This is a genomic window from Mycetocola miduiensis, assembly GCF_900115155.1.
Classification (GTDB): domain Bacteria; phylum Actinomycetota; class Actinomycetes; order Actinomycetales; family Microbacteriaceae; genus Mycetocola_A; species Mycetocola_A miduiensis.
The window spans coordinates 81,738-104,207 of sequence record NZ_FOVM01000004.1 but is presented as its reverse complement, the minus strand read 5'-3'; the positions used below and the strand labels follow the sequence as shown (position 1 = coordinate 104,207).

Genomic DNA, 22,470 nt, shown 5'->3' with positions numbered 1-22,470 from the left:
CGTCGGCCGCGGACGCACGGCGGCGGCGGCTGATGCCCGGACCGGCCCCTTGCGCACAACTCCGCCAGACCGCGCCGACGCCGGACTCGACCCGCGAGGTGGCGGGCGGGTGACTGCGGCCAGTCCGCGAGCAGGCTGAGTTATGCGCGCGGCTCGGTGCGCGCCGCCCGGCCGGCCTCGAACCCCGCGGCGTACGCCTCGTCACTGCCGAGCCGGAACATGTCCTTCTCCGGGCCCCGCACGAGCGCCCGGGCGCCTGGCCCGTCCTCCTCGGTGAGCAGGTGAGGGAGCCCGCGAACGACGGCGACCGGCCGCCCGGAGGCCTTGCCCTTCACCAGGTCGGCTGCCCCGGCGAGTTCATCGGCGACGGCAGCCACGGTGACGGTCAGCGGCCGGCCCGAAGCATCCGTCTGACCGCGCAGGTCGTCGACGACACGGATGCCTGCAGCCCCGATCGCGATATCCGTCTGGCCCTCACGCCACGGCCGGCCGACGGTGTCGGTGATGACAACGGCGACTGAAATCCCGAACCGGGCGCGCAACCCCTCCCTCAGCACCCGCGCCGAGGCGTCCGGGTCGACGGGCAGCAGCAGCACGGTGCCGTCAGGGGTGTTGCTGGAATCCACACCGGCTGCAGCCATCACGAGACCCAACCGGTTCTCCACGATCCGGGTCACCCCGTTCGGATGCTCCCGGCTGGCCACCACACGCACGGTTTCGTCGGTGATCGCCTGCTCCCGGTCGGCGGCGGCGATTCGCCTGCCCTCGGCTTTGGACACGATCTTGGAGGTGATCAGCAGGATATCGCCGTCCTCGATGTACCCGCGAACGGCATCCGCCACGATGCCGGTCAGGTCGGCGCCCTCCCGAATCTCACCGATGCCGTCCGGTGCCCAGATGCTCAGCATGATCAACGCACCAGCCTGGGCAGAACGTCCCGGCCGAAGGTCTCGATCCACTCCCGCTGGTTGCGGCCGACGTTGTGGAGGTAGATCCTGTCGAAGCCCAGGTCAGCGAACCGCTGGATGTGAGCCCGGTGCACGTCGGGATCGGACGAGATCACCATGCGCCCGTCGAAGTCTTCAGCCCGGACCATCTTCGCCATCTGTTCGAACTCGAACGGGGAGCGGATGTCGGCCTTCGGGAACCGCATCGCCCCGTTGGGCCATTCTGTCAGCGCGTTCTGCATCGCTTCCTCCTCGGTCGGCGCCCAGGACAGGTGCAACTGCAGCACCTTCGGCATGGTGGAGGCGTCACGGCCGGACTCGCGCGCGCCCTCAGCGAACCGGCCGAACAGCATCGAGATCTTCTCGAGCGGCGCCCCGACGGTGATGAGCCCGTCGACGTGTTTGCCGGCACGTTTGGCCGTCACCGGGCCGGCCGTGGCGACGAGGATCTCGGGGGCAACCGCGGGCATCGTCCACAACCGGGTGGACTCAAGCTTGAAATACTGGCCGCTGTGTTTGGCGTCGCGGCCGGCGAGCGACGCCGTGAAAAGTTTCTTGATGATGTCAGCGGCTTCGAACATGCGTGAGATCCGCTCGGCGGGTTCTGGCCAGTACTGCCCGATCACATGCTCGTTGAGCGCTTCACCGGAGCCGATACCCAGCCAGTGCCTTCCCGGGTACATCGACGCCAGCGTCGCCGATGCCTGGGCGACGACAGCGGGATGCAGCCGGAACGATGGCGCTGTGACCCCGGTCCCAAAGTCCCCTGTCGTCCGTTCGCCCAGCGCCCCGAGCACGCTCCAGACGAACGACGACTGCCCCTGCTGCGGAACCCACGGCTGGAAGTGATCCGTCGCCATCACCCCGGTGAAGCCATGCTGCTCGGCGAGGGCGCTGAGCGCGACCGCCTCCTGCGGCGCGAACTGCTCCAGCATGGCGGCGTAGCCGACGGAGAGAGAACCCATGTCCCTATCTTGGTGCACGCCCGTGATCGCAGGACCTCGAGTTGCCCGGTTGATCGGGTACGACCAACACCCGCCGAACCGGGCAACTCGCGGCTCCGGGTCGGATACCGTGGAGATCATGCGCATTGCCACCTGGAACGTCAACTCCATCCGAGCCCGCGTCGGACGCACCGTCGACTGGATGGTGCGTGAAGACATCGATGTGCTCGCCATGCAGGAGATCAAGTGCAGGCCCGACCAGTTCCCTGGCAAACTCTTCGAAGAGGCAGGCTATGAGCTGGCCGTTCACGGCCTCAACCAGTGGAACGGCGTCGCGTTCGCCAGCCGCCTGCCGATGACGGATGTCGTGACCGAGTTCACCGACATGCCCGGTTTCCTCAAAGGCCAGGAGGGTCCCGGCCTGCCGCTTGAAGCGCGGGCGATGGGGGCGACGATCAACGGGGTGCGATTGTGGAGCCTGTACGTTCCGAACGGCCGGTCACTCGACGACCCGCATTACATCTACAAACTGGACTGGCTCGCCCGGTTGAAAACGGATGCCGCCGCCTGGCTGGCCGCGAACCCCGGCGTCCCCCTCGCGCTGATGGGTGACTTCAACATCGCACCGTTCGACCGAGACATGGGTGACCCGAGCGTCGTACCCGGCCTGTCTACCCATGTCTCACAGCCGGAGAGGGACGCCCTCGCCGCGTTCGGCGAGATCGGGCTCACCGACGTGGTCCGGCCGATCCAGCCGGACGGTTTCACGTACTGGGATTACAAGCAGCTTCGGTTCCCGCGGAACGAAGGCATGCGGATCGACTTCATCCTCGGCTCCCCTGAGTTTGCGAACCTCGTGACGGATGCCTCCATCCACCGCAATGAGCGCAAGGGTGAGGCCCCGAGCGACCACGTTCCGGTCGTCGTGAATCTCGACCTCGAGGTCGAGGACGACGACGATCGACCGATGATTTTCTAGGGACTGGTGACCACGGCGAATCCGCCGGGCTTGATCGTCACATGCGCTGGCCCTGCGATCGTGTACGAGGCGACGAGTTTGCCGCTGGGGTCGTAGCTGCGAAGCGTGCCGGGGCCGCCGCCTTCATTCATCGCGACCCGCTGCGGCATCGTGCTCGACGAGTGCGCCAGCTCGGTGCTCCCCACCGGGCCGCTGAAAACGAGTCGGCCGACGACCGGCCGCACGATCAGCGCGTCGAGAGCAACCGTTCCGTTCAGCACGGTCACCGACACGGTGGACTGCGATGCGGGGATATCGATGCGCAGCGGCTGCGGCAAGAGCACCCCGGGAACGGCCGTGACGCCCTGGTCACCGACACCGTGCCGAAGCACACCGAGCGGCAGAACCCCGCCCCGCCACAGCGAGCGGGCCTTCTCGTTCTCTCCGTTGAACACGACAGGTTCGATGAGCCGGGAGCTCGAGGATGCCGGCAGGGTGAAGGTCGCCGATTCGCGGCGGTCCAGTGCGAGGTGGCCTGTTCCGGAGTATTGCGATTCACCCGTCCAGGTGGACTCAGGCGTGACCACGGAGCCCGTCGTGAGCGGCGTCGTTTCCGCCTCGACGACGGAGAGTCCTGAGCGCGACTCGACGGTGGTGAGGCCGACGGCCCGTTCGGCGACATCCGGGTGAGCGTCAAGGGCGAGCATCGACAGCAGCCCGTGGATCGTGCTCTCGGCGCCGCTGTTGCGGTTGATGACGCCATCCCCACGGACGCCGTCGTAGGTCACGCCGGTGGCCGGATCGTAGATCGGTTCCCCGGAGGCGTTGGTGCCGAAGTACCAGCTTCCGAACAGCGACGCGAGCTCTTTCAGACCGGGCAGCCCGGCGACATCCGCCACAGCAAGAAGCGACTGCAGTCGGGAGTCGACACCGTACGCGATCTGTGTGCGGTCGATCGGCGTCGGCAGCCAGGCGTTGTCGGGTCCGCCGGCAGTCAACAGGATCGGGTCGAAGACGGCCGAGTCGGCGATGGCCGGTTTCAGAAGCTCGGGCTTGCCGAGCGTGGCGGATGCTTCGGCGAGGGCAGCGGGCATCTGCGTGCCCCAGGCGTGCCAGATCGACCGGGACTCCGCCCACGGGAGGATGGCGCCGTACGGCCAGGTCTGGGGGTCGCCCGCGCCCATCCTTGCGATCCCATCGGCGAGTTTCGAGAGAGTGTCCCGCGCGGCAGTGTCGTCCGGCGCGGCGGTTGAATAGGCGGCCAGCCCGAGGACCGCCTCGGCACTGGCGTCTGCACCGTTGGTGATGAGCCAGGCGGGCAGTTCGACGCCGTCAACGACCAGGAATTCGCCATAACTGTCGAGGACCTGGCGATCCACAGCGCCCACGCTCAGCTGCAACCGGTCTTGGAGGAAGCCGGCGAACTCGGCGTCGACGTCGCGGAACGCCGCGTAACCCTCCCCGAGGGCCCAGAGGGTACGGGCAAGCCAGTAGCTCTCGGCGGAGTCAGACGGGTCGGGCAGCTCGACGGGGTCGGCGCTCGGATTCAGCGTGCCGTCCTGCTGCATCCACAAGACGACGTTGCCGGCGTTCGGTCCGGATGCTGTCTGCAGGTACGCCACCGACCGGAGAAGTTCGTACGCCTTCTGCCTCGAGTCGTCGTCGCCGAACTGCTGCCAGTGTCGGATGTAGACGACGGCCGCGCGGGTGACGTCGTCGGCGTTGAACGCGCCCTGGCCGTAGTACCCGGTTGCGGGGTCGAACGTTCCGCCACCGATCCGTTCGAACGTGCCGCCGTCACGGGCATCCGCGTACGTCCACGGCATGACGAGGGCGGGTTCCTCGTTGAGCCGGTACGTCGTGTGCTCGTCGGTCGTCGCCGGGGTGACCTCGTCGAGGAGGAAGTCCAGGTGTTCGAGGTTCGTGAGACGCTCGGGAGCGGCGCTGGCGGGGAGGCCGGGAATCAGGGCACCGACTGCGAGGAGTGCCGCGGTGAAAATCGCCGTGATCCGATGGCGTGCCCCTGCAAGCATATGCCGCTCCTCTCAAGCGCCGGTGCTGTGAGTGATCGTCAGCTTACGCGCTCCAGCCGTGCCGCGCCGATCTTCGAGTCTGCCATCCCGTAGAAGACGAAGTGCGCATCCCCGATTTTCTCGATCGCCGTCGGGAAGACGACGTTCGGAACGATCCCGCTCTTCTCGTCGTCAGTTTCCGCGGCGAGAAGCGGTTCTTCGGTGCGGGTGACGACTTTCCACGGCTGCTCGCCGTCAAGGATGATTCCGCCGGCGGCGTAATTGACGTTCTGCTGCTGGTCGAATGCTCGTGAGAGGACTCCGGTGACGCCGTGGTGAAGCAGCAGCCAGCCCTCCGGCACCCGGAGCGGAGCGGGCCCTCCGCCGATCTTGACCGCTTCGAACGGGAACTCCGGTCCGGCGAGGAACCGGTGCCCACGCCAGAGGGTCAGGGAACGGATGTCGCGGGCGACGTCGTCGACGTGGACGAAGCTGATCCAGATGCTCTGCCGTTCGTCGGGAACGCCGGCAGGAACCCGGACGCCCTGGCCCGGCTTCACTTCGTCGAGGTCCCACATCGGCCGGTGGAGCACCGCGAAGCTTCGCACGCCGTCCGGGCCGGTCACAGCTTCGGGGAAGAACACCGTGTCCTTGTTGTGGAAGAGGTTCAGGTCCATGTCGAGGCCATCGTCGTATTCGAAGAGAACCGGGCCGAGCCGGGTCCACTCGCGGAGGTCCGGGGAGGTCGCGAGAGCACTGCGCGGCCCGAGTGGACCGTACGCGACATAGGTCATGACATGCAGACCGAGTTCCTCGATCCAGGTGATGCGCGGATCCTCCACGCCGGCGTTGCCGACGCCGCGTTCCCACCCGCGATCCGGAGCCAGCACGACGCCTTCCCGTTCGACCGACACCGGGATCCCGTCTTCGACGACGACGCGGGCGAGACCCACCCGGGAGACGTTCCCGGCCGCAACCATGCGGGGCAGCAGGTAGAGCTCGCCGTCAGGTCCGCGGCCTGAACCCGGGTTGAGCACCCCTTCTGCCTCGAGTTCGTTGCCCGGCTCCGGCGTCATGACGACGCCGACGCGGGTGAGCTTGTAGGGGAAGGTGGAGGGAGAAACTGACATTACTAACCTTTCACGCCGGACCCGATGTCCGTTGAGATGAAGAACCGCTGGCCGATGATGAACAGGACGACGACAGGTGCCGCGAGGACAACCGCACCGGCGAGCATCGCTCCGAACGGGTTGGCCGTCGACGAGGCGATCGTCGAGATGTAGTTCGCGAGGGAAACCGCGAGGGGTTGAAGACTCGCCTCCTTGGTGATCAGGAACGGCCAGAGGAACTCATTCCACGGGCCGATGAAGGTGAGCAGAATCGCGGTGACCAAAGCGGGTCTGACGAGCGGGATCGCCACCTGGAGCAGCACACGCATCTCGCCGGCGCCATCGATCCGGGCGGCGTCGAAGAGCTCTTTCGGCACCTGCAGGAAATACTGCCGGAAGATGATGACCGCCGTCGAGTTGATCAGGTACGGCAGGATCATCCCGAAGTGGGTGTCGCCCAGGTTGTAATCCCGCGCGATCATCACGTAGAGCGGGATCATGAGCAGCTGGAACGGAATGACCTGCACGAGGAGGGCCAGGGCGAAGGTCGTCCCCCGCCCGCGCCACTGGAGCACGGCGAGCGCGTAACCGGCGAGGATCCCGAACACGATCGTGCCCAGCACGACGGCGCCCGCGAAGATGCCCGAGTTGAGCAGCCCGGAGTACAGGTTGATCCGCTCGTTGATGGCGACGTAGTTCTCACCGGTGATGTTGGCCGGGTTCGGGAAGATACCGCCGAGTGATGTGTCGGGGTTCGTCTGGAGCGATCCGATCACCATGTAGTAGAACGGGAACAGGAACACGAGCGCGCCGAGGGCGAGAACAATGCTGCGCAGTGCCGCCTGTCCCCTGGTGAGTTGACCGGGAACCCGGTGTTGATTGGCCATCACTGCTCCTTTCCGCCGGCGAACCGGTTCTGCAGCAGCGCGATGATAAGCACGACGATCACCAGGATGACGCCGATCGCCGCGGCGAAGCCCGGCTTGCCCTGCTGAAGACCCTGCTGGTACATGATGAGGACGGGCGATGCGGATGCGCCGTTCGGCCCGCCACCACCGGTCAGCAGGTAAGGCTCCGTGAAGAGGTTCGCACCGGTGATGGTCGACAGCACGAGGACCAGTACCGTGGCTGATCGCACCCCGGGCACCGTCACGGAGAAGAACGACCGCATCACCCCGGCGCCGTCTGTCGACGCTGATTCGTAGAGCTCGTTCGGCACGTTCTGCAGCGCGGCCAGATACAGCAGAATGAAGAATCCGAGCTGCTTCCAGGTGACGAAGAGTGCGATGGTCGGCATCGCGAGGCTGGGATTTATCAGCCAGGAGGGCTCGGGGGCCAGCGGACCGAGGAGAGTGTTCACCAGCCCACCGCCGCTGAAAAGGAACAGCCACACGGCCACGACAGCGACGCTTGCCGTGACATACGGGACGTAGTAGCTCACCCGGTAGAAGGTCCGAAGATGCACGACCTTATTGAGCGCGGTTGCGAGCACCAGGGACAGGACCACCGTGAGGGGAACGTTGATGATCAGGAAGATGCCGACGTTGGCGAAGGACCGAAGCACGGCGGGGTCTGTCAGCGCGGCGACGTAGTTGTCGAGACCGACGAACGGACGCTCGACGACGGCGCCGGGTGCCGAGAAGAAGTAGTCGTGGAGCGACATGTACACCGCGAAGAAGAGCGGGTACGCGAAGACGACGGCGAGGAAGATCAGATACGGCGTGCTCAGCAGCCAGCCCAGCGGATGCTTGCCGAGCACCCGCTGGAGAGCGGGCTGCCTGCGGCGGCTCCCACCTCCCGCCCCGCGGGGGCGTGTGGCCCCCGCGGAACGATCCAGCGTTTCGGATGACATCGTTTATCCCTTGGATGCCAGCTCGGTGACCTTGTCTGCCGCCGACGTCAGCGCCTCCTGGAGGTCGCCTTCACCAGCGATGACGGCCTTTGTGTAGGCGTCACGGATGACCTGCAGCATTTCAACGGTGTTGCTACCGCCCGGTACCTCGATGGTGCGGGAGGCCTGGTCGCCGAACGTCGTGTAGGCCGGGTTCGCCTCGAAGTAGTCGGCGTAGACCTCAGGCAGGTCCTGGCGCAACGGCATCTGCCCGGTCAGCTCCAGGAGTTGTCCGTCCTGTTCCTCGCTGGTTGAGAACTTCAGCACGTCCCACGCTGTCGCCTGGTTCTTGCAGGCCGAGTACAGTCCGACGTTCTTGGCGTCGCTGAATGTGTAGATCTCCTCCGGCGCCATGCCGTCCTTCGTCGGAACGGGCACGGATCCCCAGTTCACCGCGTCCTTGTAGACCGATACAGCCCACGGGCCGACGATGGCCATGGCTGCGTGGCCGTCTGCAAACGCGTCACCCTGGTACTGCTCCTTACCGGCCAGACCGCCGTCGTACAGCGACTTCCAGAAGCTGGCGGCGTCGAAGCCTTCTTCGCCGTCGAAGGTCGCTTTGCCGTCTTCGACAAGGCCGGTGCCTCCGCTTTCAGCCGCATACGTCGGCACGAAGTCGAACAGCGTCTGGAAGAACTCGCTCGTCGGAGCCGGGTTGATCGCGAATGGTGCTACACCGGCATCCACGAGGGTCTTCGACGTGGCGAGGAACTCGTCGTAGGTGGCGAGCTTGGGGTTCTCCGGATCGAGCCCGGCGGATGCGAACATGTCCTTGTTGTAGAAGATCATGACGGGGTTCGACTTCCACGGCATCTGGAAGTAGCCGCCGTCAGGGGACTTGTACTGCTCTGCTGAGTCTCCGCTGCGCTCTTCGATGTAGGACGCGCCATCCTTGAACGACTCGAGATCGACGAGACCGCCCTGCTTCTGGAACTGACCGACAGCGGCCGGTGCGGTGTTGTAGATGAGACAGGGGGCGGTGCCGGCGGTGATGGACGCTCCGATGACTTCCTCGCTCGACTTGCCGGCGGGGATTTCCTGGCCTTTGATTTGCTCGTCTGGGTTGTCGGCGTTCCAGGCGTCGATCATGGCCTTGGCCCATTTGACTTCGAATTCGTTGTTCGAATACCAGACGGTGATGTCGCCACGGGCGGTCAGGGCATCGGTATTGCCTCCTCCTCCCGAGCATGCGGTGAGGGCGAGGAGGGCGACGGCCGCTGTCGCGGTCGCCGTTATGAGAGTGCGTCGATGCACGGTGTTCTCCTAACTGTGTGCGGCAACGGTGCCGCGGTCGGATGGTGGAGGGCCGGTTGAGGCGCGGACGAGTAGGGCGGCCGGCGGGAGCTCGACGCTTTCGGCGGTGCCTTCGGCGATGAGCCGGAGGAGGGTGCGTGCGGCGACCCGTCCCCACTCGACCGGGTCGCTCGTGATGGTTGTGAGGGCCGGGAAGACGTATCCGGAGATGTCCGTGCCGTCGAACCCCGTGATCGAGAGGTCGGCGGGGACCCGCAGGCCGCGCTGCTGCGCCACGCCGAGCCCCGCTATGGCCATCGGGTCGTTGGCGTAGACGATCGCGGTCGGTGGTCGTCGTTTCTCCAGGAGCATGCGTGTGGCGTCCGCGCCGCACGCGGCCGAGAAGTCGGTTTCAACGATGAGACCTGGCTCGAGTCCTGCCTCGCGCATCGCCTCGTTGAACGAGCTACGTCGGCGCCCGCCGTGCATCATGTGCGGGTCGCCCGCGACATGGGCGATGCGGGAATGCCCCAGGTCGGCAAGGTGCGCGACAGCTTGAGCGATACCGTGCGTGTCGTCGAGCTGCACCGACGGGAACGGGACCGCGGGGTCAGGGCGACCGAGCGCGACGGCAGGGAGCCGGAGTTCGGCAAGCAACCCGAACCGTGCGTCGTTGCTGCGGAGGTCGGTGAGGAAGACGCCGTCGACACGGCTGTCCCCGGCGAGCGTGCGGTAACTGCGCAACTCGGCCGCGGCATCCGGGACCACGCTGAGCACCAGGGCCCGCCCCTCTTCGGCGAGGACAGATTCGACACCGGCGATGAACGCCGGGAAGAACGGATCGGCGCTGATGACCTCGGGTTTGCGTCGGATGACCAGGCCGAGGGCGTATGACGTGCTCGTCGACAGCGACCGGGCCGAGAGGCTGGGCCGCCAGCCGAGGTCGCCGGCGACTTCGAGGATGCGCTTGCGCGTTTCGGGTGAAACCCCGGGTTTGTCGTTGAGCGCGAACGACACGAGGCCCTTGCTCACGCCGGCGGTGCGGGCAACGTCTGTGATGGTCGGTTTGCGCTCCGCCATGACACCTCCACATCGAGATCCGGGCTTAACCGGTTTAGGTCACGCTATACCGGTTTAGTAGCCGGGGTCAAGAGTGGCGGTGTTGCGCCCGCATCCGCTGATCGAGTAGCGACCGCCCTTCGACGCGGCCGCGGGCGGCCTTGCTCAGGAACCAAGCGCAGCGAGTCCGCAGATCGAGATCCGCTCAGTGCAACAGCAACGAAGCGACGAGCAGCACACCCACCGACCCGACCGTCGTCAGCAGGACCGTGTCGCGCGCGAGCAGCACGCCGCGGTCGTACCGTTGGGCGTAGTTGAAGACGTTCTGGGCGGTTGGAAGTCCGGCGAGCACCACGATGGCGAAGAGCTCGGTGCCGGTGATGCCGAACCCGAACTTGCCGATCAGCCAGGCCGCGACGGGCATGAACGCGAGCTTGACCGCCGTCGCGAGGACGACATCGCGCCTGCTGCCGCCCGGTTCGAGGATCCGCGTGCCGTGTAGCGACATCCCGTAACTGATCAGCATCATCGGCACGGCGGCCGCCCCGATCAGCCGGAACGGTTCCATCACCGGCGCGGGGATGTGGATACCCGTGACCGAAACCACGAGACCCAGTAGCGATCCGATGATGATCGGGTTCCGGAACGGCTGGCGGAGGATGCGACCGACGGATGTCTTCCCGCCGGTTCCGATGTCAAGGAGGGTGAGCGCGATCGGGGCGAACACGAGCAACTGGAGGAGCACGACGGGTGCCGAGTATGCGGCATCACCGAGGACGTATACCGACACGGGGATGCCGATGTTGTTGGCGTTCACATAGCCGGAGGACAAAGCCCCGATGGTGGCTTCGGGGAGCTTCCGGCGCCAGAACACCGCGGCGACCACGAGGAACATGGCGAATGCCGCGACCGCGGCCAGCAGCGAAACCACGAGAAGCGGCGAGAACAACCGTTCGACCTCGGCGTCGGCGAGCACGGTGAAGAGCAGAAACGGCGAGAGCACGAAAAAGACGGTTCGGGCGATCACCGGTTGCGCGTGCTGCCCGAGGAGGCCGGAGCGCCCGACGATATAGCCGATGGCAATGATGGCGCCGATGACGCCGAAACCCGTGAGGACGCCAGACACCCGTTCATCCTTTCACGGCGCGGGACGCGCTCATGCCAGTTGGCTCCGTGCTCTAGCTGTGTCACGCCTCGGTCGCTACCCTCGAAGAATGCCCCACGTCGACGTGCCGGGAGCCCGGCTTTTCTACGAGACAGCAGGCCCCGCCTCAGGCGAACCGCTTCTGCTTCTCCACGCCGGCATCGCGACCTCGCGAATGTGGGATCCGCTCGTCGAAACCCTCGCCGCTGACCACTACGTCATCCGCTACGACTGCCGTGGTTTCGGTCAAACCGATTGCGAGGCATCCGGGTTCTCGAACCGTGATGACGCCCGCGCCATCCTCGACCACCTGGGCATCACCCGCGCCACTTTCGTCGGGGCGTCGCGCGGCGGACGGATCGCCCTCGACATCGCCGTTGAGTCGCCGGATCGCGTCGCCGGACTTGTGACCATCGGTTCGGGCCCCAGCGGGTTTCCTGAGGTGGAACTCACCGACGAGGAGGAAGCACTCATCACCGAACTCGACGAAGCCTGGGAGGACCGGGACTTCCCCCGGATGGTCGACCTCGAGACGCGACTCTGGGCGATCGGTCCGTTGCGGAAGGAAGAAGACCTGAACCCGGATTTCGTGCGGACCGCGTACGAGCTCGGCCGGGCGAACCTCCGTCACCAGCCGGAAGTGGACACCCCTGCCGACGAACTGGAACCGCCCGCATACGACCGGGTGGTGGACCTGGAGGTTCCATCGTTAGTCACCGTCGGCGAGTTCGACATCACACCGGCACTCGTGCAGTTCGAGTTCCTGGCCGCAACGATCCCCGGCGCCGACCGGCACGTCTTCCCGAATACCGCCCACCTGCCGAGCGTGGAGCATCCCGACCAGTTCCTTGCCGTGCTCTCGCCGTGGCTGGCTGAACACAAGCTCTAGTCGGATGCCCGCTTCGAGCGGGTGACCACGTCATACGCCGCGAGCGCCGCCCGCCGGCTCGCAGCCAGGTCGACGATCGGCTCCGGGTAGCCGTCGGTTTTCCATTCGGGAACGTTCTGCCGGATGTACTCGCCGTGCGGGTCGAACTTCTTCGCCTGAAGCTCCGGGTTGAAGACGCGAAAATAGGGCGCGGCGTCCGCCCCCGATCCGGCGATCCACTGCCAGTTGAACGCGTTGCTCGACGCGTCGGCGTCGACGAGGGTGTCCCAGAACCACTGCTCACCGAGCCGCCAGTCGATGAGCAGGTTCTTGGTGAGAAACGAGCCGACGATCATGCGCACCCGGTTGTGCATCGCGCCGGTGCGCCACAGCTCCCGCATGCCGGCGTCGACGATCGGGATGCCGGTTTGCCCGCGTTGCCACGCGTGCAGCGCATCCTCGTTGAGCGGAGGCCACGGGAACGCGTCGAACTCGCGGCGCCAGTTGACCGTGGCGAGCTCAGGGGCGGCGAAGAGCACGTGCGAGGCGAATTCCCGCCAGCCGAGCTCCGTGATGAACCGCGACGCGCCTTCGGCTGTACGCCCCGTGGCACCGCGCCGCGCCTCGTCGGTCTCATGCAAAACGCGGTACGGGCTGATCTCACCCCAGCGCAGGTGCGGGGACAGCCCTGACGTGGCCGACTCGGCTGGCACGTCACGGTCGCCGGCGTAGTTGTCGAGTTTCTCGGTGAGGAACTCCTCGAGCAGCCGGTGGGCGGATGCTTCACCAGGCGACCACGCATCCCGGAGGCCACCTGCCCAGTCCGGCCGTGTCGGCAGGAGCGCCCACCCGGTGAGGTCGTCGGACGCAACCTGCCCGGCCCAGCCGTCGACCGCGGTCGGAGCATCCAGCGGCGCCCGTGGCGGCGACGACGCCTGGCAGGCCCGCCAGAACGGGGTGAACACGGAGTACGGCGTACCCTGACCGGTGGCGATCGTCCACGGCTCGTAGAGAAGTGACGCGGCGAAACTCGCCACGTCGATGCCTTCGTCGCGTAGCCGGGTTTTCAACCGGGCGTCGACCGCGCGCTCGGCAGCCCCGTAACGCCGGTTCCAGTACACCGCACTGGCGCCGATCTCCGCGACGAGCGAGGGCAGAACCTGTTCGGCGGGTCCACGGCGGAGGACCAGCCGCGCGCCGAGACCGTCCAGCCCGCTCGCAAGCGACGTGAGGCTCTCATGCAGCCACCATTTCGCGGCCCCGCCGAACGGGCGGATGCCGGCCGACTCCTCATCGAGGATGTAGACGGCGACGACTGGATCCCCACGGCGCACCGCTGTCATCAGCGCGGGGTTGTCGTCGAGCCTCAGGTCGTCGCGAAACCAGACGACGGACGGTGTCACAGCCATTTGTTCTTCTTGAAGACGAGGTACAACGCGGCGCCCATCCCGACCATGAGCAGAACGGCGAACGGGTAGCCGAACTGCCAGCGGAGCTCGGGCATGTGGCGGAAATTCATGCCGTAGATCGTTCCGATGAGCGTCGGTGCGAACAGGATCGCCGCCCAGCTGGAGATCTTCTTCACCTGCTCACTCTGCGCATAGCTGGCTTCGGACAGGCGCCGGGTCTCCTCGTTCTGCCGCTGCCCGACGAGGGCGCTGTTCACCGTGAGGGCGTTCTGGAGGACCGCACGGAAGGCATCCGCTCGTTCGATCACCCGGAGGACGTGGTCGTGGACGTCACGCAGGTGGCGGCGGAGTTCGACGTCGACGTCGTATTTGTCGAAACCGGCTGTGAGCGCGTCGAAAATACCGACGAGGGGTTTCGTCGCCCGCTGGAACTCGATCACCTCGCGGCTGAGGGCGTAGATGCGTTTGGAGGACTCCTTGCCTTCGGTGAACAGGGCGTCGTCGATCTCATCGATGTCGTTCTGCAGTCCCGCGATGACGGGGGCGTAGCCGTCGACGATCTCGTCGAGCACCGCGTAGAGCACCGCTTCGGGTCCCCGCGCAAGCAGCTTGGCATTGCCCTCGAGCCGTTTGCGGATGATGCCGATGTTGGGCGTCTCTGAGTGCCGCACGGTGATCGCGAAATCGGGGCCGAGGATGATGTGGACCTCACCGAACTCGACGCGTTCGTCGGCGTCGACGTAGCGGGCGGCTTTGAACACGGCGAGGAGGGTGTCGCCGTACCGTTCAATCTTCGGCCGCTGGTGACCGCGGAGGGCGTCTTCGATCATGAGCTCGTGCAGGCCGAATTCTGCGGCGACCGAGTGCATTTCCGCTTCGTCCGGGCGGTACAGTCCGATCCACGCCATTCCGTGTTTCTCATGCAGCACCTCGTAGGTGTCGTCGAGGCTCGGCGGGCTGGCCACGCGTTCTCCGCGGACGTACACCGCATTGTCGATGACGACCATGACCTGCTCCCTTTTCTGGCTGCACGTGCTGTGCCCGCAAGTGTTACACAGTGTTTCGGCTCGGTGGGCACCGTCGCAAGCGCGTCAGTACCGTGGTAGCAACCCGCTCTCTCATCCCTCGGAAGTTCCGTATGCCATCCACCAGCACCGCACCGGCCCCCGCCGGCAGCACCTCGGCTGTGTCTCGGCCGGCGGATGCTCCGTGCGCGGTTGAATTCGCGTCGGTCGGGCGGTCCTTCCCCAGCGAACGCGGCGCCTCACGCACCGTCCTCCGCGACGTGTCGATCTCGGTGAAGCCCGGCGAAGTCGTGGCGATCCTCGGCACGAGCGGCTGCGGAAAGTCGACCCTCCTGCGCATCGCGGGTGGCCTTGACGCCGCCTCCGCCGGCCGGGTCCTCATCGACGGCTCCCCCGTCACCGACTTCGATTCACGCACGGCCGTCGGCTTCCAGGAGCCCCGCCTCCTGCCCTGGCGCAGCGTCACCGAGAACGTCGCGCTCGGCCTGCCCCGCGGAACCTCCAAAGCGGATGGCGCCGCCCGGGTCGCTCGACTGATCGACCTCGTCGGCCTCGGCGACTTCGCCGGCCACCGACCGCGAGAGATTTCCGGCGGAATGGCGCAGCGGGCATCCCTCGCTCGTGCACTCGCACGCAACCCGGGAGTGCTGCTCCTCGACGAGCCGTTCGGTGCGCTCGACGCGCTCACCCGGCTCAAGATGCAGGACCTGCTCCTCGACGTTCACGCCGCCGCCCCGACAACCGTTCTGCTCGTGACCCACGACGTCGACGAGGCCCTCCAGCTCGCCGACCGGATCATCCTGCTCGGCCGCCAGGACGGGGTAGACGGGTCGACGATCGCGCAGGAGATCGTCGTGCCAGGCACACGCCCCCGCGACCGTGGTTCGGCGGAGCTCGCCGAGTTGCGCGCCCGTCTCCTCGATGGGCTCGGCATCGACCGGCACGGTCAGGCCAGGGGCATCGAGTCGACGACCGCTATTCCGCACTTCCCGTACTAAAAGCACCCAGCACCACAGCACAACAGCATTCAGCCATCCAGCAGAAGGACTTTCATGATTCGCAAACGCCTCTCAGCCGCGGCGCTCGTCGCCGGCGCTGCCGCCCTTCTCCTGACCGGTTGCGTCGCAGGTGAGAACTCCGCAGGGTCGTCGGAGTCCACCACCGACTCCGCTGGCGAGATCGTCACCACCGGTGGCGAACTGAACATCGACTTCGCCACGTACAACCCGCTCTCCCTCGTCATCAAGGAGAAAGGCTGGCTCGAGGAGGCTCTCGCCGACCAGGATGTCACCGTCAACTGGATCCAGTCGGCCGGCTCGAACAAGGCCAACGAGGCCCTCCGCGCGAACGCCGTCGACGTCGGATCGACCGCGGGCTCCGCAGCACTGCTCGCCCGTGCGAACGGCTCGCCGATTCAGGTCATCGACCTGTACTCACAGCCCGAATGGTCGGCCCTCGTCGTCGGCCCGGACTCGTCCATCACCGATGTCGCCGACCTCAAGGGCAAGAAGATCGCTGCGACCAAGGGCACCGACCCGTACTTCTTCCTGCTGCAGGCACTCGAAGAGGCCGGGCTCAGCCAGAGCGACGTGACGATCGAGAACCTCCAGCACGCCGACGGCTGGGCTGCGCTCCAGAACGGCTCAGTCGATGCCTGGTCGGGCCTTGACCCGATCATGGCCGGCGCTGAGCAGGCCGGCGCGAAGCTGATCTACCGCAACGTCGACTTCAACAGCTACGGCTTCCTCAACGCGACCGAGTCCTTCCTCGAAGAGAAGCCCGACCTCGCCCAGACCGTCGTGAACGCGTACGAGCACGCCCGCGCCTGGGCCGCAGAGAACCCGGACGAGACGGCGAAGATCCTCGGAGATGTCGCCGGTCTCGACCCCGAGGTCGCCACCAAGGTGATCACCGAGCGCTCCAACCTCGACGTCGACCCGATCCCGGGCAGCGCACAGCGCGACGTGCTCAAGATCATCGGCCCGATCTTCGTCGAGACCGGCGACGTCACGTCGCAGGATGCGGTCGATGAGGCGCTCGACACCATCATCATCGACACATTCGCGAAGAAGGCCGACGCTGACGCGATCGGCTAATCGCCCGGCGGGGATCCGATAACCGGATCCCCGCCGCCCCATTTGTAAGAGGACCGAGCATGAGCCCCAACGATAACCTGACGACGAGCGAACAGGTGCGACAGGCATCCGCGGCCGGCCTTCCCGTCGCGGTTGAGCCTCGCCCCGAGGTGGCTGCTCGTTCCCGTGCCGCCGACAAGGCAGCAGACAAAGCAGTCGGCAGGGCCGCCGCCGGCCGCCGGCCGCTCACCCGCCGCACCTGGTTTGTTATCGTCGGTGGCGCCATTCTTCCGGTGATCGCGCTCGTCGTCTGGCAGCTTGTCACCACACTGGAGCTCGTACCCGTTTCGCAACTGCCGTCCCCTGCGATGGTGTGGGAGGCGGCCGTCGACCTGGTCCAGCGCGGCCAGCTCGGGCAATTCACCGCCATCTCCACCCAGCGCGTGCTGATCGGGTTCAGCATCGGCGCCATCCTCGGCCTGTTGTTCGGCGCGATCGTCGGGCTGTCCCGGCTCGGCGACATCCTGCTCGCCCCCAGCCTCGGCGCTATTCGGGCGGTTCCGTCGCTCGCATGGGTGCCCCTGCTCATCATCTGGTTGAAGTACGGCGAGGAATCGAAGATCACCCTCATCGCCATCGGTGCCTTCTTCCCCGTCTACACCACCGTCTCCGCCGCACTGCGGCACGTCGACCGGCAGCTCGTCGAAGCGGGCCGTGCCTTCGGCCTGAACGGTGCCCGGCTCTTCACCACGGTGCAGTTGCCTGCCGTGCTGCCGTCGGTGGTCTCCGGCCTGCGCCTCGCTCTTGCGCAGGCCTGGCTGTTCCTTGTGGCAGCTGAGCTACTGGGTGCGTCGATGGGCCTGGGCTTCCTGCTGAGCGACTCGCAGAACAACGGTCGCCTCGACCGGATCTTCCTCGCCATCGTGCTGCTCGCACTGCTCGGTAAGCTCACCGATTCGCTCGTCGGGCTGTTTGAGCGCTGGGTCAACAAACGCTGGAGCTAGTGGGGCGGCATCCGTCCTCCTCCGGAACGGATTCACGCGTGCCGGACCGCCTCATCCAGCATGCCGAGTGATGCCGTCCGAACTGGGTGACCACGGCGGCTGTGTGAACTCCCGCAGCCGTCCCTTGTCAAAGCACACGGCGATCGCGAAGATAAGAATGTCTGCACCGCGCCACCCGCGCACGCGCCGACACGCCCTCACCCGGGGCAGCTTCATCACCCACAAGGAGATATCGACAATGACGTCAGCATTCCACGCGGACGCGTCACTCGACGCGCTGCACTCCCCCACCCTCGACCATGAAACCGTCCTGGTCACCCGCGGCGCCCGTTCCGGACTCACGATCAGCGTCGCGGTTCACTCCACCCGCCTCGGCCCCGCCCTCGGTGGCGCCCGGGTCTGGCACTACGGGTCATGGCTCGAAGCCGTCGAGGACTCCCTCCGGCTCTCCGCTGGAATGACACTCAAGAATGCCGCAGCTGGGCTCGCGCGCGGCGGCGGGAAGTCGGTGGTGTTCGTCGCGAGCGGCACGACCCTCGATGACGGCGCCAAGCGTGCCGCCATGCTCGACCTCGGTGACGCGGTCGAACGCCTCGGCGGCAGCTATCAGACCGCTGAGGATGTCGGCACGAGCGCCAACGACATGGCCATCGTCGCTGAACGCACCGATCACGTCTGCGGACTCCCTGCCGACCGCGGCGGAGTCGGCGAACCAAGTGATGCCACCGCCGCCGGTGTGTACTCCGCGGTGACCGCCACCCTCGACACCGTGTTCGGGAGCCCGATCGTGCGCGGCAGGCGCGCCATCATTTCGGGACTCGGCCAAGTGGGCGGCCGCCTCGCCCGCAAACTGGCCGATGCCGGAGCGTCGCTCATCGTCACCGACGTGAACCCCGCGCGCCGGGCACTGGCTCACGAAATCGGCGCAAGCTGGATCGAACCCGGCGACGAGCACCTTTTCCAGACGGACCTGTTCATCCCGTGCGGTGTCGGCGGTGCCCTCAGCCGTGAGGTGATCTCGCAGTTGCGCTGTGCGGCGGTCGTCGGGGCCGCGAATAACCAACTCGCCGAGCACGACGGGGCCGAGGAGCTCGCTGAGCGCGGCATCCTCTGGGCACCCGACTTCATCGCCAACGCCGGGGGCGTGATCTACCTCGACATGGCATCCCAGCCTGGTGCTGACATCGAGTCGATCCTCGCCCGTGTTGATGGCATCGGAGACACCCTGCGACTGGTCTACCGTTCAGCGAAAGAGCAGGGAGTGACCACCCTGGCCGCGGCAGAGAAGCTCGCGATGGACCGGCTCGAAGGGGCAGCGCTCACGGCGGCGTAGCCCGGCTGCGCACAAAGTCACCCGTTCCGGACGGATGCACCCGGCACGCTGGGTGCACCCGTCGTAAACGAGTGAACCCGCGCGGCCGGCCGCGGCACAACGCTCAGCGCATCGCCCGGTATCGCGCCCGCTCCTCGGCCGGCAGGTGCTCGGTCGCATAGCTGAGCGCGGTGCGTCCAAGGGACGCTGCGTGCATGTCGAGGAAACCGGTGAGCACCTCGCGGCCGACGCGCTTACCGACCTCGCGGAGCATCCAGCCGACGGCCTTCTGCATCAGGTCCGCACGGTCATCCAGCAGGCGCTCGGCAAGTTCGAGCGTGGTCGAAGCGTCGCTGGCGTTGATGAAGCCGAACGTCGCCAGGACGGCCACCCGGCGCTGCCACAGCACCTCACTAGACGCCAACTCGAACAGCACATCACGGGGCCGGTCGAGCAGGTAGCCGCCGAGGAGGGTCGGTGCCGATGAGTCGACGAGGTCCCAATTGTTGACGCTCCCGTGGCGCACGGCGGCGAGGTAGAACGCGGCCAGCTCCCTTCGTACGCTCTCGTTCCGGGTGCGCGACGCCGATGCACGCTCGAACTGTGCGACCAGGATCAGGAGCGCAGCGAGCCGATGCTCGTGCACCGGGCTGTCGAGCAGTGCGTCGATTTCCGCCAGCGGCAGGTCAACGAACCGTTTGACGACCCGCCGGGTGTCCGGCACGGTGACACCGAGAAACACGTCCCCCTCCCCGTACTCCCCCGGCCCGGTTTTGAAGAACCGCGCGGAGCCGGCCGCTCGCTCAGCGGAGGCGACCGCCGCGAGGGCGTCCTTTACGTCGGTGGCGATGGCATCCGTCATGCCCGCACTCTAGCCCCCGCGAGTTGCTGCCTTTGAGGGGGTTCCCGGGGTGCCGCACCCCTGCACACGTCGCAACTCGCGGAAAGGACGCAGTTAAGCTGCGTGACCTGCGCAACTGCGCAGCCAACCTTCGCAAGAGTCAAAGAATCGCCTGACCCCTGCCGGATACGCTCATTGCACACTATTCGCACCGACGCCGGGAGGGTTGTTATGTCCAAAATTCACGCACACGTGATCGTTGGCGAGCCCGAGGTGCTTGAGGACACCAACGCCCATGACGCCGTCAACCTCGCGACCCACCCGGCCTGGCTTCGCCTCAAGAAGGCTGCCGTCGGCATCCGCCCGCTACAGGTCAAGGACGGCTCGATCCCCGAAACGGATGCCCATGGCGCCGCCCGCGATTTCGTCGCGGTGATCGTCGACGCCGTTCGCGAACTGGCGCCGCTGTTCCCCTGGGATGCCGCCTACCTCGACGCGGTCGTCGTCGATATCGAGCGCTGGGCGGCCGAGGACTTCGGCGTGCCGGACTTCTACGACGCTTTGATGGCGTTTCAGCCGCAGGAACAGCGCGCCGACGGACGTACTCACCTGGTGCTGTTCCCGATGTACACGCAGAACGGGTCAACCGACCGGCTCATCGAAGCGGTGCTGATCGAAGTGGTCTGGCCGGAGTTCATCGCCGAGCTGGAGAGCGGGGACTACTCGAACAAATTGTTCGTGCCGATTCGGTTCCTCGATTTCACCCCCGGCTACGACACCAACTCTGCCGTGCTGTTCCCAGAAACCGTCGCGATGCGCGCCATCCCGACATTCACGTGGGGCGCGATCTTCGCCGACCGCGAAGCCGCCCGGTTCCGCCGGGTGGTGAAAGCTGCCGCCGAGATCACCAAGCTCGAGCTGCCGGCAGACGCCCAGGCTCTCCTCGAGAACCAGAAGCTCACCGAGGAAACTTTCGTGATGTGGGACCTCATCCACGACCGCACTCACATGCGCGGTGACTTGCCGTTCGACCCGTTCATGATCAAACAGCGGATGCCGTTCTTCCTCTACTCCCTTGAGGAGTTGCGGTGTGACCTCACCGCCTTCCGGGAGTCGGTGAAACTCGAGAGGACTCTGTCGGCGCAGAGTCCGGCGGAGCTGACCGACGCGCAGACGGAGATCCTCGCCCACGCGAAGCTCGTGCAGTATGCGGTGATCTTCGACCGGATCTTCCGGTTCGCACTCACCGGCACCCGGGTGCGCAACTACGACGGACTCGGCGGCCAGCTACTGTTCGCGTGGCTGCACCAGCACCATGTGCTGCACTGGACCGACACAGCGCTGACGATCGACTGGGCGGAGGTTCCCGACGTCGTCGTCGCCCTGGGGACGGCCATCGACGAGCTGTACTGGCGCTCGATCGACCGCCCGAAGGTGTCACATTGGCTCGCCGCGTATGACCTCGTGTCAGGCACGGTCGAGCCGCACCCGGCCTCGGCCTGGGCGCGCGGGCTGCCGGATGACGTCCTCACCGGGGTGCCGAAGGGGTATACGGACCTCGTGTTGGATGACGAGTTCCCGCTGAGCATGTTCTACGAGGCACTCTCGAAGAAAATGCGCGACGTGATCGAGTCGACGGCAGGGATCACCGGGTCCGATCGGGCGTAACGCGCACGTTCCGCGGAGGTCGGATGCGTCGGCATCCGTCCCCCGTGTATCCGTGGACTCGGGAGCGGTCAGTCGGTGACTCCGAACAGGCCCTTGCCGTGTTGAACGATAACGTCATACGCGTCGCCATATCCCGGATGCGGTGAGGAACTCCCGCCGGGACTGCCCTGGTTTGGCGTCGTGCGCTTCGACCGCTGTTTCCACCGGTGTGCCCGTCGCTGGATGCTCCCGCGAATCCATGGTTCATTCTGACACGGCAGCGGACGGTGGACCAGAATGGTCGAATGATGTCGGTTTCAGGAAGACTTGTCCTCATCGCAGGCGCTACGAGTGCCAGCGGCAGGGCAGTCGGTCGACAACTGGTGGATGCCGGAGCGCGCGTTGTCGCGGTTGGCTCCCGCCCAGAGGCACTCGCGCGGTATCGCGAGGAGATCCCGGGCTCAGTGACCCTGGTGTGCGACCTCGGCGACCCGGCGGCGGTGGCGTCCCTCGCGGAGCGCATCCACGCCGAGCACGGCAGGATCGACGGGCTCATCCACCTCGTCGGCGGGTGGCGCGGCGGCGGCGGGCTCGCCGGCCAGACCGACGAGGACTGGGACTTCCTGCACGCCCGGGTGCTGACCACACTCCGCAACACCACCCGAGTCTTCATCGACGACCTGCACGCATCGGATGCCGGCCGGCTCGCGATCGTCTCGACCACAACACTCGACAAACCGATGCCGGGCGGAGCCAACTATGCCGCTGCGAAGGCTGCGGCGGAGACGTGGGTGAAGGCGATCGCGAACGGTTTCGCGAAATCGGCGCCGGCAGCATCCGCCACCATCTTCGTTGTCCGCTCGCTCGACGGGCTGGAGCCGCAACTCGCGACCGCGGTCACGGCCTTGTGGGATAGCAACGCGGCATCCGGACCGCTGCACCGGGTACCCCTGGCCGACGCAGCGGGCTAATCGGAAAGTCCGTCGCAGGGC

Annotated in this window: 20 protein-coding genes; 8 read left to right on the top strand and 12 right to left on the bottom strand. The window is 66.5% G+C overall.

The window, feature by feature from the left end:
* Positions 1-140: 140 nt before the first annotated feature.
* Together BM197_RS08095 and BM197_RS08090 are read right to left on the bottom strand one after the other, a co-directional pair.
* A complete protein-coding gene (locus BM197_RS08095) occupies positions 141-908 on the bottom strand; it encodes a coenzyme F420-0:L-glutamate ligase (RefSeq protein ID WP_090710452.1) in 768 nt (255 codons plus the stop codon).
* 2 nt (positions 909-910) lie between these two features.
* The gene (locus BM197_RS08090) at positions 911-1,912 is read right to left on the bottom strand and encodes a TIGR03557 family F420-dependent LLM class oxidoreductase (protein ID WP_090710450.1); all 1,002 of its coding nucleotides are present in this window, start codon (positions 1,910-1,912) and stop codon (positions 911-913) included.
* Positions 1,913-2,030: 118 nt separating this feature from the next.
* Here BM197_RS08090 and BM197_RS08085 point away from each other — a divergent pair, with 118 nt between their 5' ends.
* Positions 2,031-2,870 carry an exodeoxyribonuclease III gene (locus BM197_RS08085; protein WP_090710754.1) on the top strand — a complete coding sequence of 280 codons (840 nt, stop codon included), beginning with the start codon at positions 2,031-2,033 and terminating at the stop codon, positions 2,868-2,870.
* Here BM197_RS08085 and BM197_RS08080 read toward each other — a convergent pair.
* The 7 genes from BM197_RS08080 to BM197_RS08050 all read right to left on the bottom strand — a co-directional run bounded on the left by BM197_RS08080 (position 2,867) and on the right by BM197_RS08050 (position 11,279).
* Positions 2,867-4,882 carry a hypothetical protein gene (locus BM197_RS08080; RefSeq protein ID WP_090710448.1) on the bottom strand — a complete coding sequence of 672 codons (2,016 nt, stop codon included), beginning with the start codon at positions 4,880-4,882 and terminating at the stop codon, positions 2,867-2,869. The genes BM197_RS08085 and BM197_RS08080 overlap by 4 nt on opposite strands.
* 38 nt (positions 4,883-4,920) lie before the next feature.
* The gene (locus BM197_RS08075; RefSeq protein WP_090710444.1) at positions 4,921-5,991 is read right to left on the bottom strand and encodes a glycoside hydrolase family 130 protein; all 1,071 of its coding nucleotides are present in this window, start codon (positions 5,989-5,991) and stop codon (positions 4,921-4,923) included.
* A 2-nt stretch (positions 5,992-5,993) separates the two neighbouring features.
* Complete coding sequence (locus BM197_RS08070; protein ID WP_218151850.1) at positions 5,994-6,857, bottom strand: carbohydrate ABC transporter permease; 864 nt, start codon at positions 6,855-6,857, stop codon at positions 5,994-5,996.
* Positions 6,857-7,822: a carbohydrate ABC transporter permease gene (locus BM197_RS08065; protein WP_090710442.1), complete on the bottom strand. Its 966-nt coding sequence runs from the start codon at positions 7,820-7,822 to the stop codon at positions 6,857-6,859. Before BM197_RS08065 ends, BM197_RS08070 begins: the two co-directional genes overlap by 1 nt.
* Positions 7,823-7,825: 3 nt before the next feature.
* On the bottom strand, positions 7,826-9,115 hold the full coding sequence (locus tag BM197_RS08060) for an extracellular solute-binding protein (protein WP_090710440.1): 1,290 nt from the start codon (positions 9,113-9,115) through the stop codon (positions 7,826-7,828).
* Positions 9,116-9,124: 9 nt separating this feature from the next.
* Complete coding sequence (locus BM197_RS08055) at positions 9,125-10,174, bottom strand: LacI family DNA-binding transcriptional regulator (protein ID WP_090710438.1); 1,050 nt, start codon at positions 10,172-10,174, stop codon at positions 9,125-9,127.
* 184 nt (positions 10,175-10,358) lie between these two features.
* Positions 10,359-11,279, bottom strand: coding sequence for an AEC family transporter (locus BM197_RS08050; protein ID WP_090710436.1), 921 nt, complete (start codon positions 11,277-11,279; stop codon positions 10,359-10,361).
* A gap of 88 nt (positions 11,280-11,367) precedes the next feature.
* Here BM197_RS08050 and BM197_RS08045 point away from each other — a divergent pair, with 88 nt between their 5' ends.
* Complete coding sequence (locus tag BM197_RS08045) at positions 11,368-12,186, top strand: alpha/beta fold hydrolase (protein ID WP_177216775.1); 819 nt, start codon at positions 11,368-11,370, stop codon at positions 12,184-12,186.
* On the opposite strand, the gene BM197_RS08040 is transcribed toward BM197_RS08045, so the two are convergent.
* Positions 12,183-13,574, bottom strand: a complete 1,392-nt coding sequence (locus BM197_RS08040) for a cryptochrome/photolyase family protein (RefSeq protein WP_090710433.1) — start codon at positions 13,572-13,574, stop codon at positions 12,183-12,185. The genes BM197_RS08045 and BM197_RS08040 overlap by 4 nt on opposite strands.
* Complete coding sequence (locus tag BM197_RS08035; protein WP_090710431.1) at positions 13,565-14,581, bottom strand: magnesium and cobalt transport protein CorA; 1,017 nt, start codon at positions 14,579-14,581, stop codon at positions 13,565-13,567. The genes BM197_RS08040 and BM197_RS08035 overlap by 10 nt, the downstream gene beginning before the upstream one ends.
* Positions 14,582-14,712: 131 nt before the next feature.
* On the opposite strand from BM197_RS08035, the gene BM197_RS08030 reads away from it, so the two are divergent.
* The 4 genes from BM197_RS08030 to BM197_RS08015 all read left to right on the top strand — a co-directional run bounded on the left by BM197_RS08030 (position 14,713) and on the right by BM197_RS08015 (position 19,011).
* Positions 14,713-15,597: an ABC transporter ATP-binding protein gene (locus BM197_RS08030; RefSeq protein ID WP_090710429.1), complete on the top strand. Its 885-nt coding sequence runs from the start codon at positions 14,713-14,715 to the stop codon at positions 15,595-15,597.
* A 54-nt stretch (positions 15,598-15,651) separates the two neighbouring features.
* A complete protein-coding gene (locus BM197_RS08025; RefSeq protein WP_177216774.1) occupies positions 15,652-16,695 on the top strand; it encodes an aliphatic sulfonate ABC transporter substrate-binding protein in 1,044 nt (347 codons plus the stop codon).
* A gap of 59 nt (positions 16,696-16,754) precedes the next feature.
* A complete protein-coding gene (locus BM197_RS08020) occupies positions 16,755-17,678 on the top strand; it encodes an ABC transporter permease (RefSeq protein ID WP_090710428.1) in 924 nt (307 codons plus the stop codon).
* A 238-nt stretch (positions 17,679-17,916) separates the two neighbouring features.
* Complete coding sequence (locus BM197_RS08015) at positions 17,917-19,011, top strand: Glu/Leu/Phe/Val dehydrogenase family protein (protein WP_090710426.1); 1,095 nt, start codon at positions 17,917-17,919, stop codon at positions 19,009-19,011.
* 103 nt (positions 19,012-19,114) lie between these two features.
* Here the strand turns inward: BM197_RS08015 and BM197_RS08010 are convergent, their stop codons facing one another.
* Positions 19,115-19,852 carry a DNA alkylation repair protein gene (locus tag BM197_RS08010; protein WP_090710425.1) on the bottom strand — a complete coding sequence of 246 codons (738 nt, stop codon included), beginning with the start codon at positions 19,850-19,852 and terminating at the stop codon, positions 19,115-19,117.
* Between the two features lie 210 nt (positions 19,853-20,062).
* On the opposite strand from BM197_RS08010, the gene BM197_RS08005 reads away from it, so the two are divergent.
* Both BM197_RS08005 and BM197_RS08000 read left to right on the top strand, forming a co-directional pair.
* The gene (locus BM197_RS08005) at positions 20,063-21,499 is read left to right on the top strand and encodes a DUF6421 family protein (RefSeq protein ID WP_090710423.1); all 1,437 of its coding nucleotides are present in this window, start codon (positions 20,063-20,065) and stop codon (positions 21,497-21,499) included.
* A gap of 287 nt (positions 21,500-21,786) precedes the next feature.
* A complete protein-coding gene (locus BM197_RS08000; protein WP_090710749.1) occupies positions 21,787-22,449 on the top strand; it encodes an SDR family oxidoreductase in 663 nt (220 codons plus the stop codon).
* The last annotated feature ends 21 nt before the right edge of the window (positions 22,450-22,470 follow it).

Coding starts and splice junctions, on each gene's coding strand:
- BM197_RS08095 (WP_090710452.1), bottom strand. CDS start 908: ATGCTGAGCATCTGGGCACCGGACGGCATCGGTGAGATTCGGGAGGGC.
- BM197_RS08090 (WP_090710450.1), bottom strand. CDS start 1,912: ATGGGTTCTCTCTCCGTCGGCTACGCCGCCATGCTGGAGCAGTTCGCG.
- BM197_RS08085 (WP_090710754.1), top strand. CDS start 2,031: ATGCGCATTGCCACCTGGAACGTCAACTCCATCCGAGCCCGCGTCGGA.
- BM197_RS08080 (WP_090710448.1), bottom strand. CDS start 4,882: ATGCTTGCAGGGGCACGCCATCGGATCACGGCGATTTTCACCGCGGCA.
- BM197_RS08075 (WP_090710444.1), bottom strand. CDS start 5,991: ATGTCAGTTTCTCCCTCCACCTTCCCCTACAAGCTCACCCGCGTCGGC.
- BM197_RS08070 (WP_218151850.1), bottom strand. CDS start 6,857: ATGGCCAATCAACACCGGGTTCCCGGTCAACTCACCAGGGGACAGGCG.
- BM197_RS08065 (WP_090710442.1), bottom strand. CDS start 7,822: ATGTCATCCGAAACGCTGGATCGTTCCGCGGGGGCCACACGCCCCCGC.
- BM197_RS08055 (WP_090710438.1), bottom strand. CDS start 10,174: ATGGCGGAGCGCAAACCGACCATCACAGACGTTGCCCGCACCGCCGGC.
- BM197_RS08045 (WP_177216775.1), top strand. CDS start 11,368: ATGCCCCACGTCGACGTGCCGGGAGCCCGGCTTTTCTACGAGACAGCA.
- BM197_RS08040 (WP_090710433.1), bottom strand. CDS start 13,574: ATGGCTGTGACACCGTCCGTCGTCTGGTTTCGCGACGACCTGAGGCTC.
- BM197_RS08035 (WP_090710431.1), bottom strand. CDS start 14,581: ATGGTCGTCATCGACAATGCGGTGTACGTCCGCGGAGAACGCGTGGCC.
- BM197_RS08030 (WP_090710429.1), top strand. CDS start 14,713: ATGCCATCCACCAGCACCGCACCGGCCCCCGCCGGCAGCACCTCGGCT.
- BM197_RS08025 (WP_177216774.1), top strand. CDS start 15,652: ATGATTCGCAAACGCCTCTCAGCCGCGGCGCTCGTCGCCGGCGCTGCC.
- BM197_RS08020 (WP_090710428.1), top strand. CDS start 16,755: ATGAGCCCCAACGATAACCTGACGACGAGCGAACAGGTGCGACAGGCA.
- BM197_RS08015 (WP_090710426.1), top strand. CDS start 17,917: ATGACGTCAGCATTCCACGCGGACGCGTCACTCGACGCGCTGCACTCC.
- BM197_RS08010 (WP_090710425.1), bottom strand. CDS start 19,852: ATGACGGATGCCATCGCCACCGACGTAAAGGACGCCCTCGCGGCGGTC.
- BM197_RS08005 (WP_090710423.1), top strand. CDS start 20,063: ATGTCCAAAATTCACGCACACGTGATCGTTGGCGAGCCCGAGGTGCTT.
- BM197_RS08000 (WP_090710749.1), top strand. CDS start 21,787: ATGTCGGTTTCAGGAAGACTTGTCCTCATCGCAGGCGCTACGAGTGCC.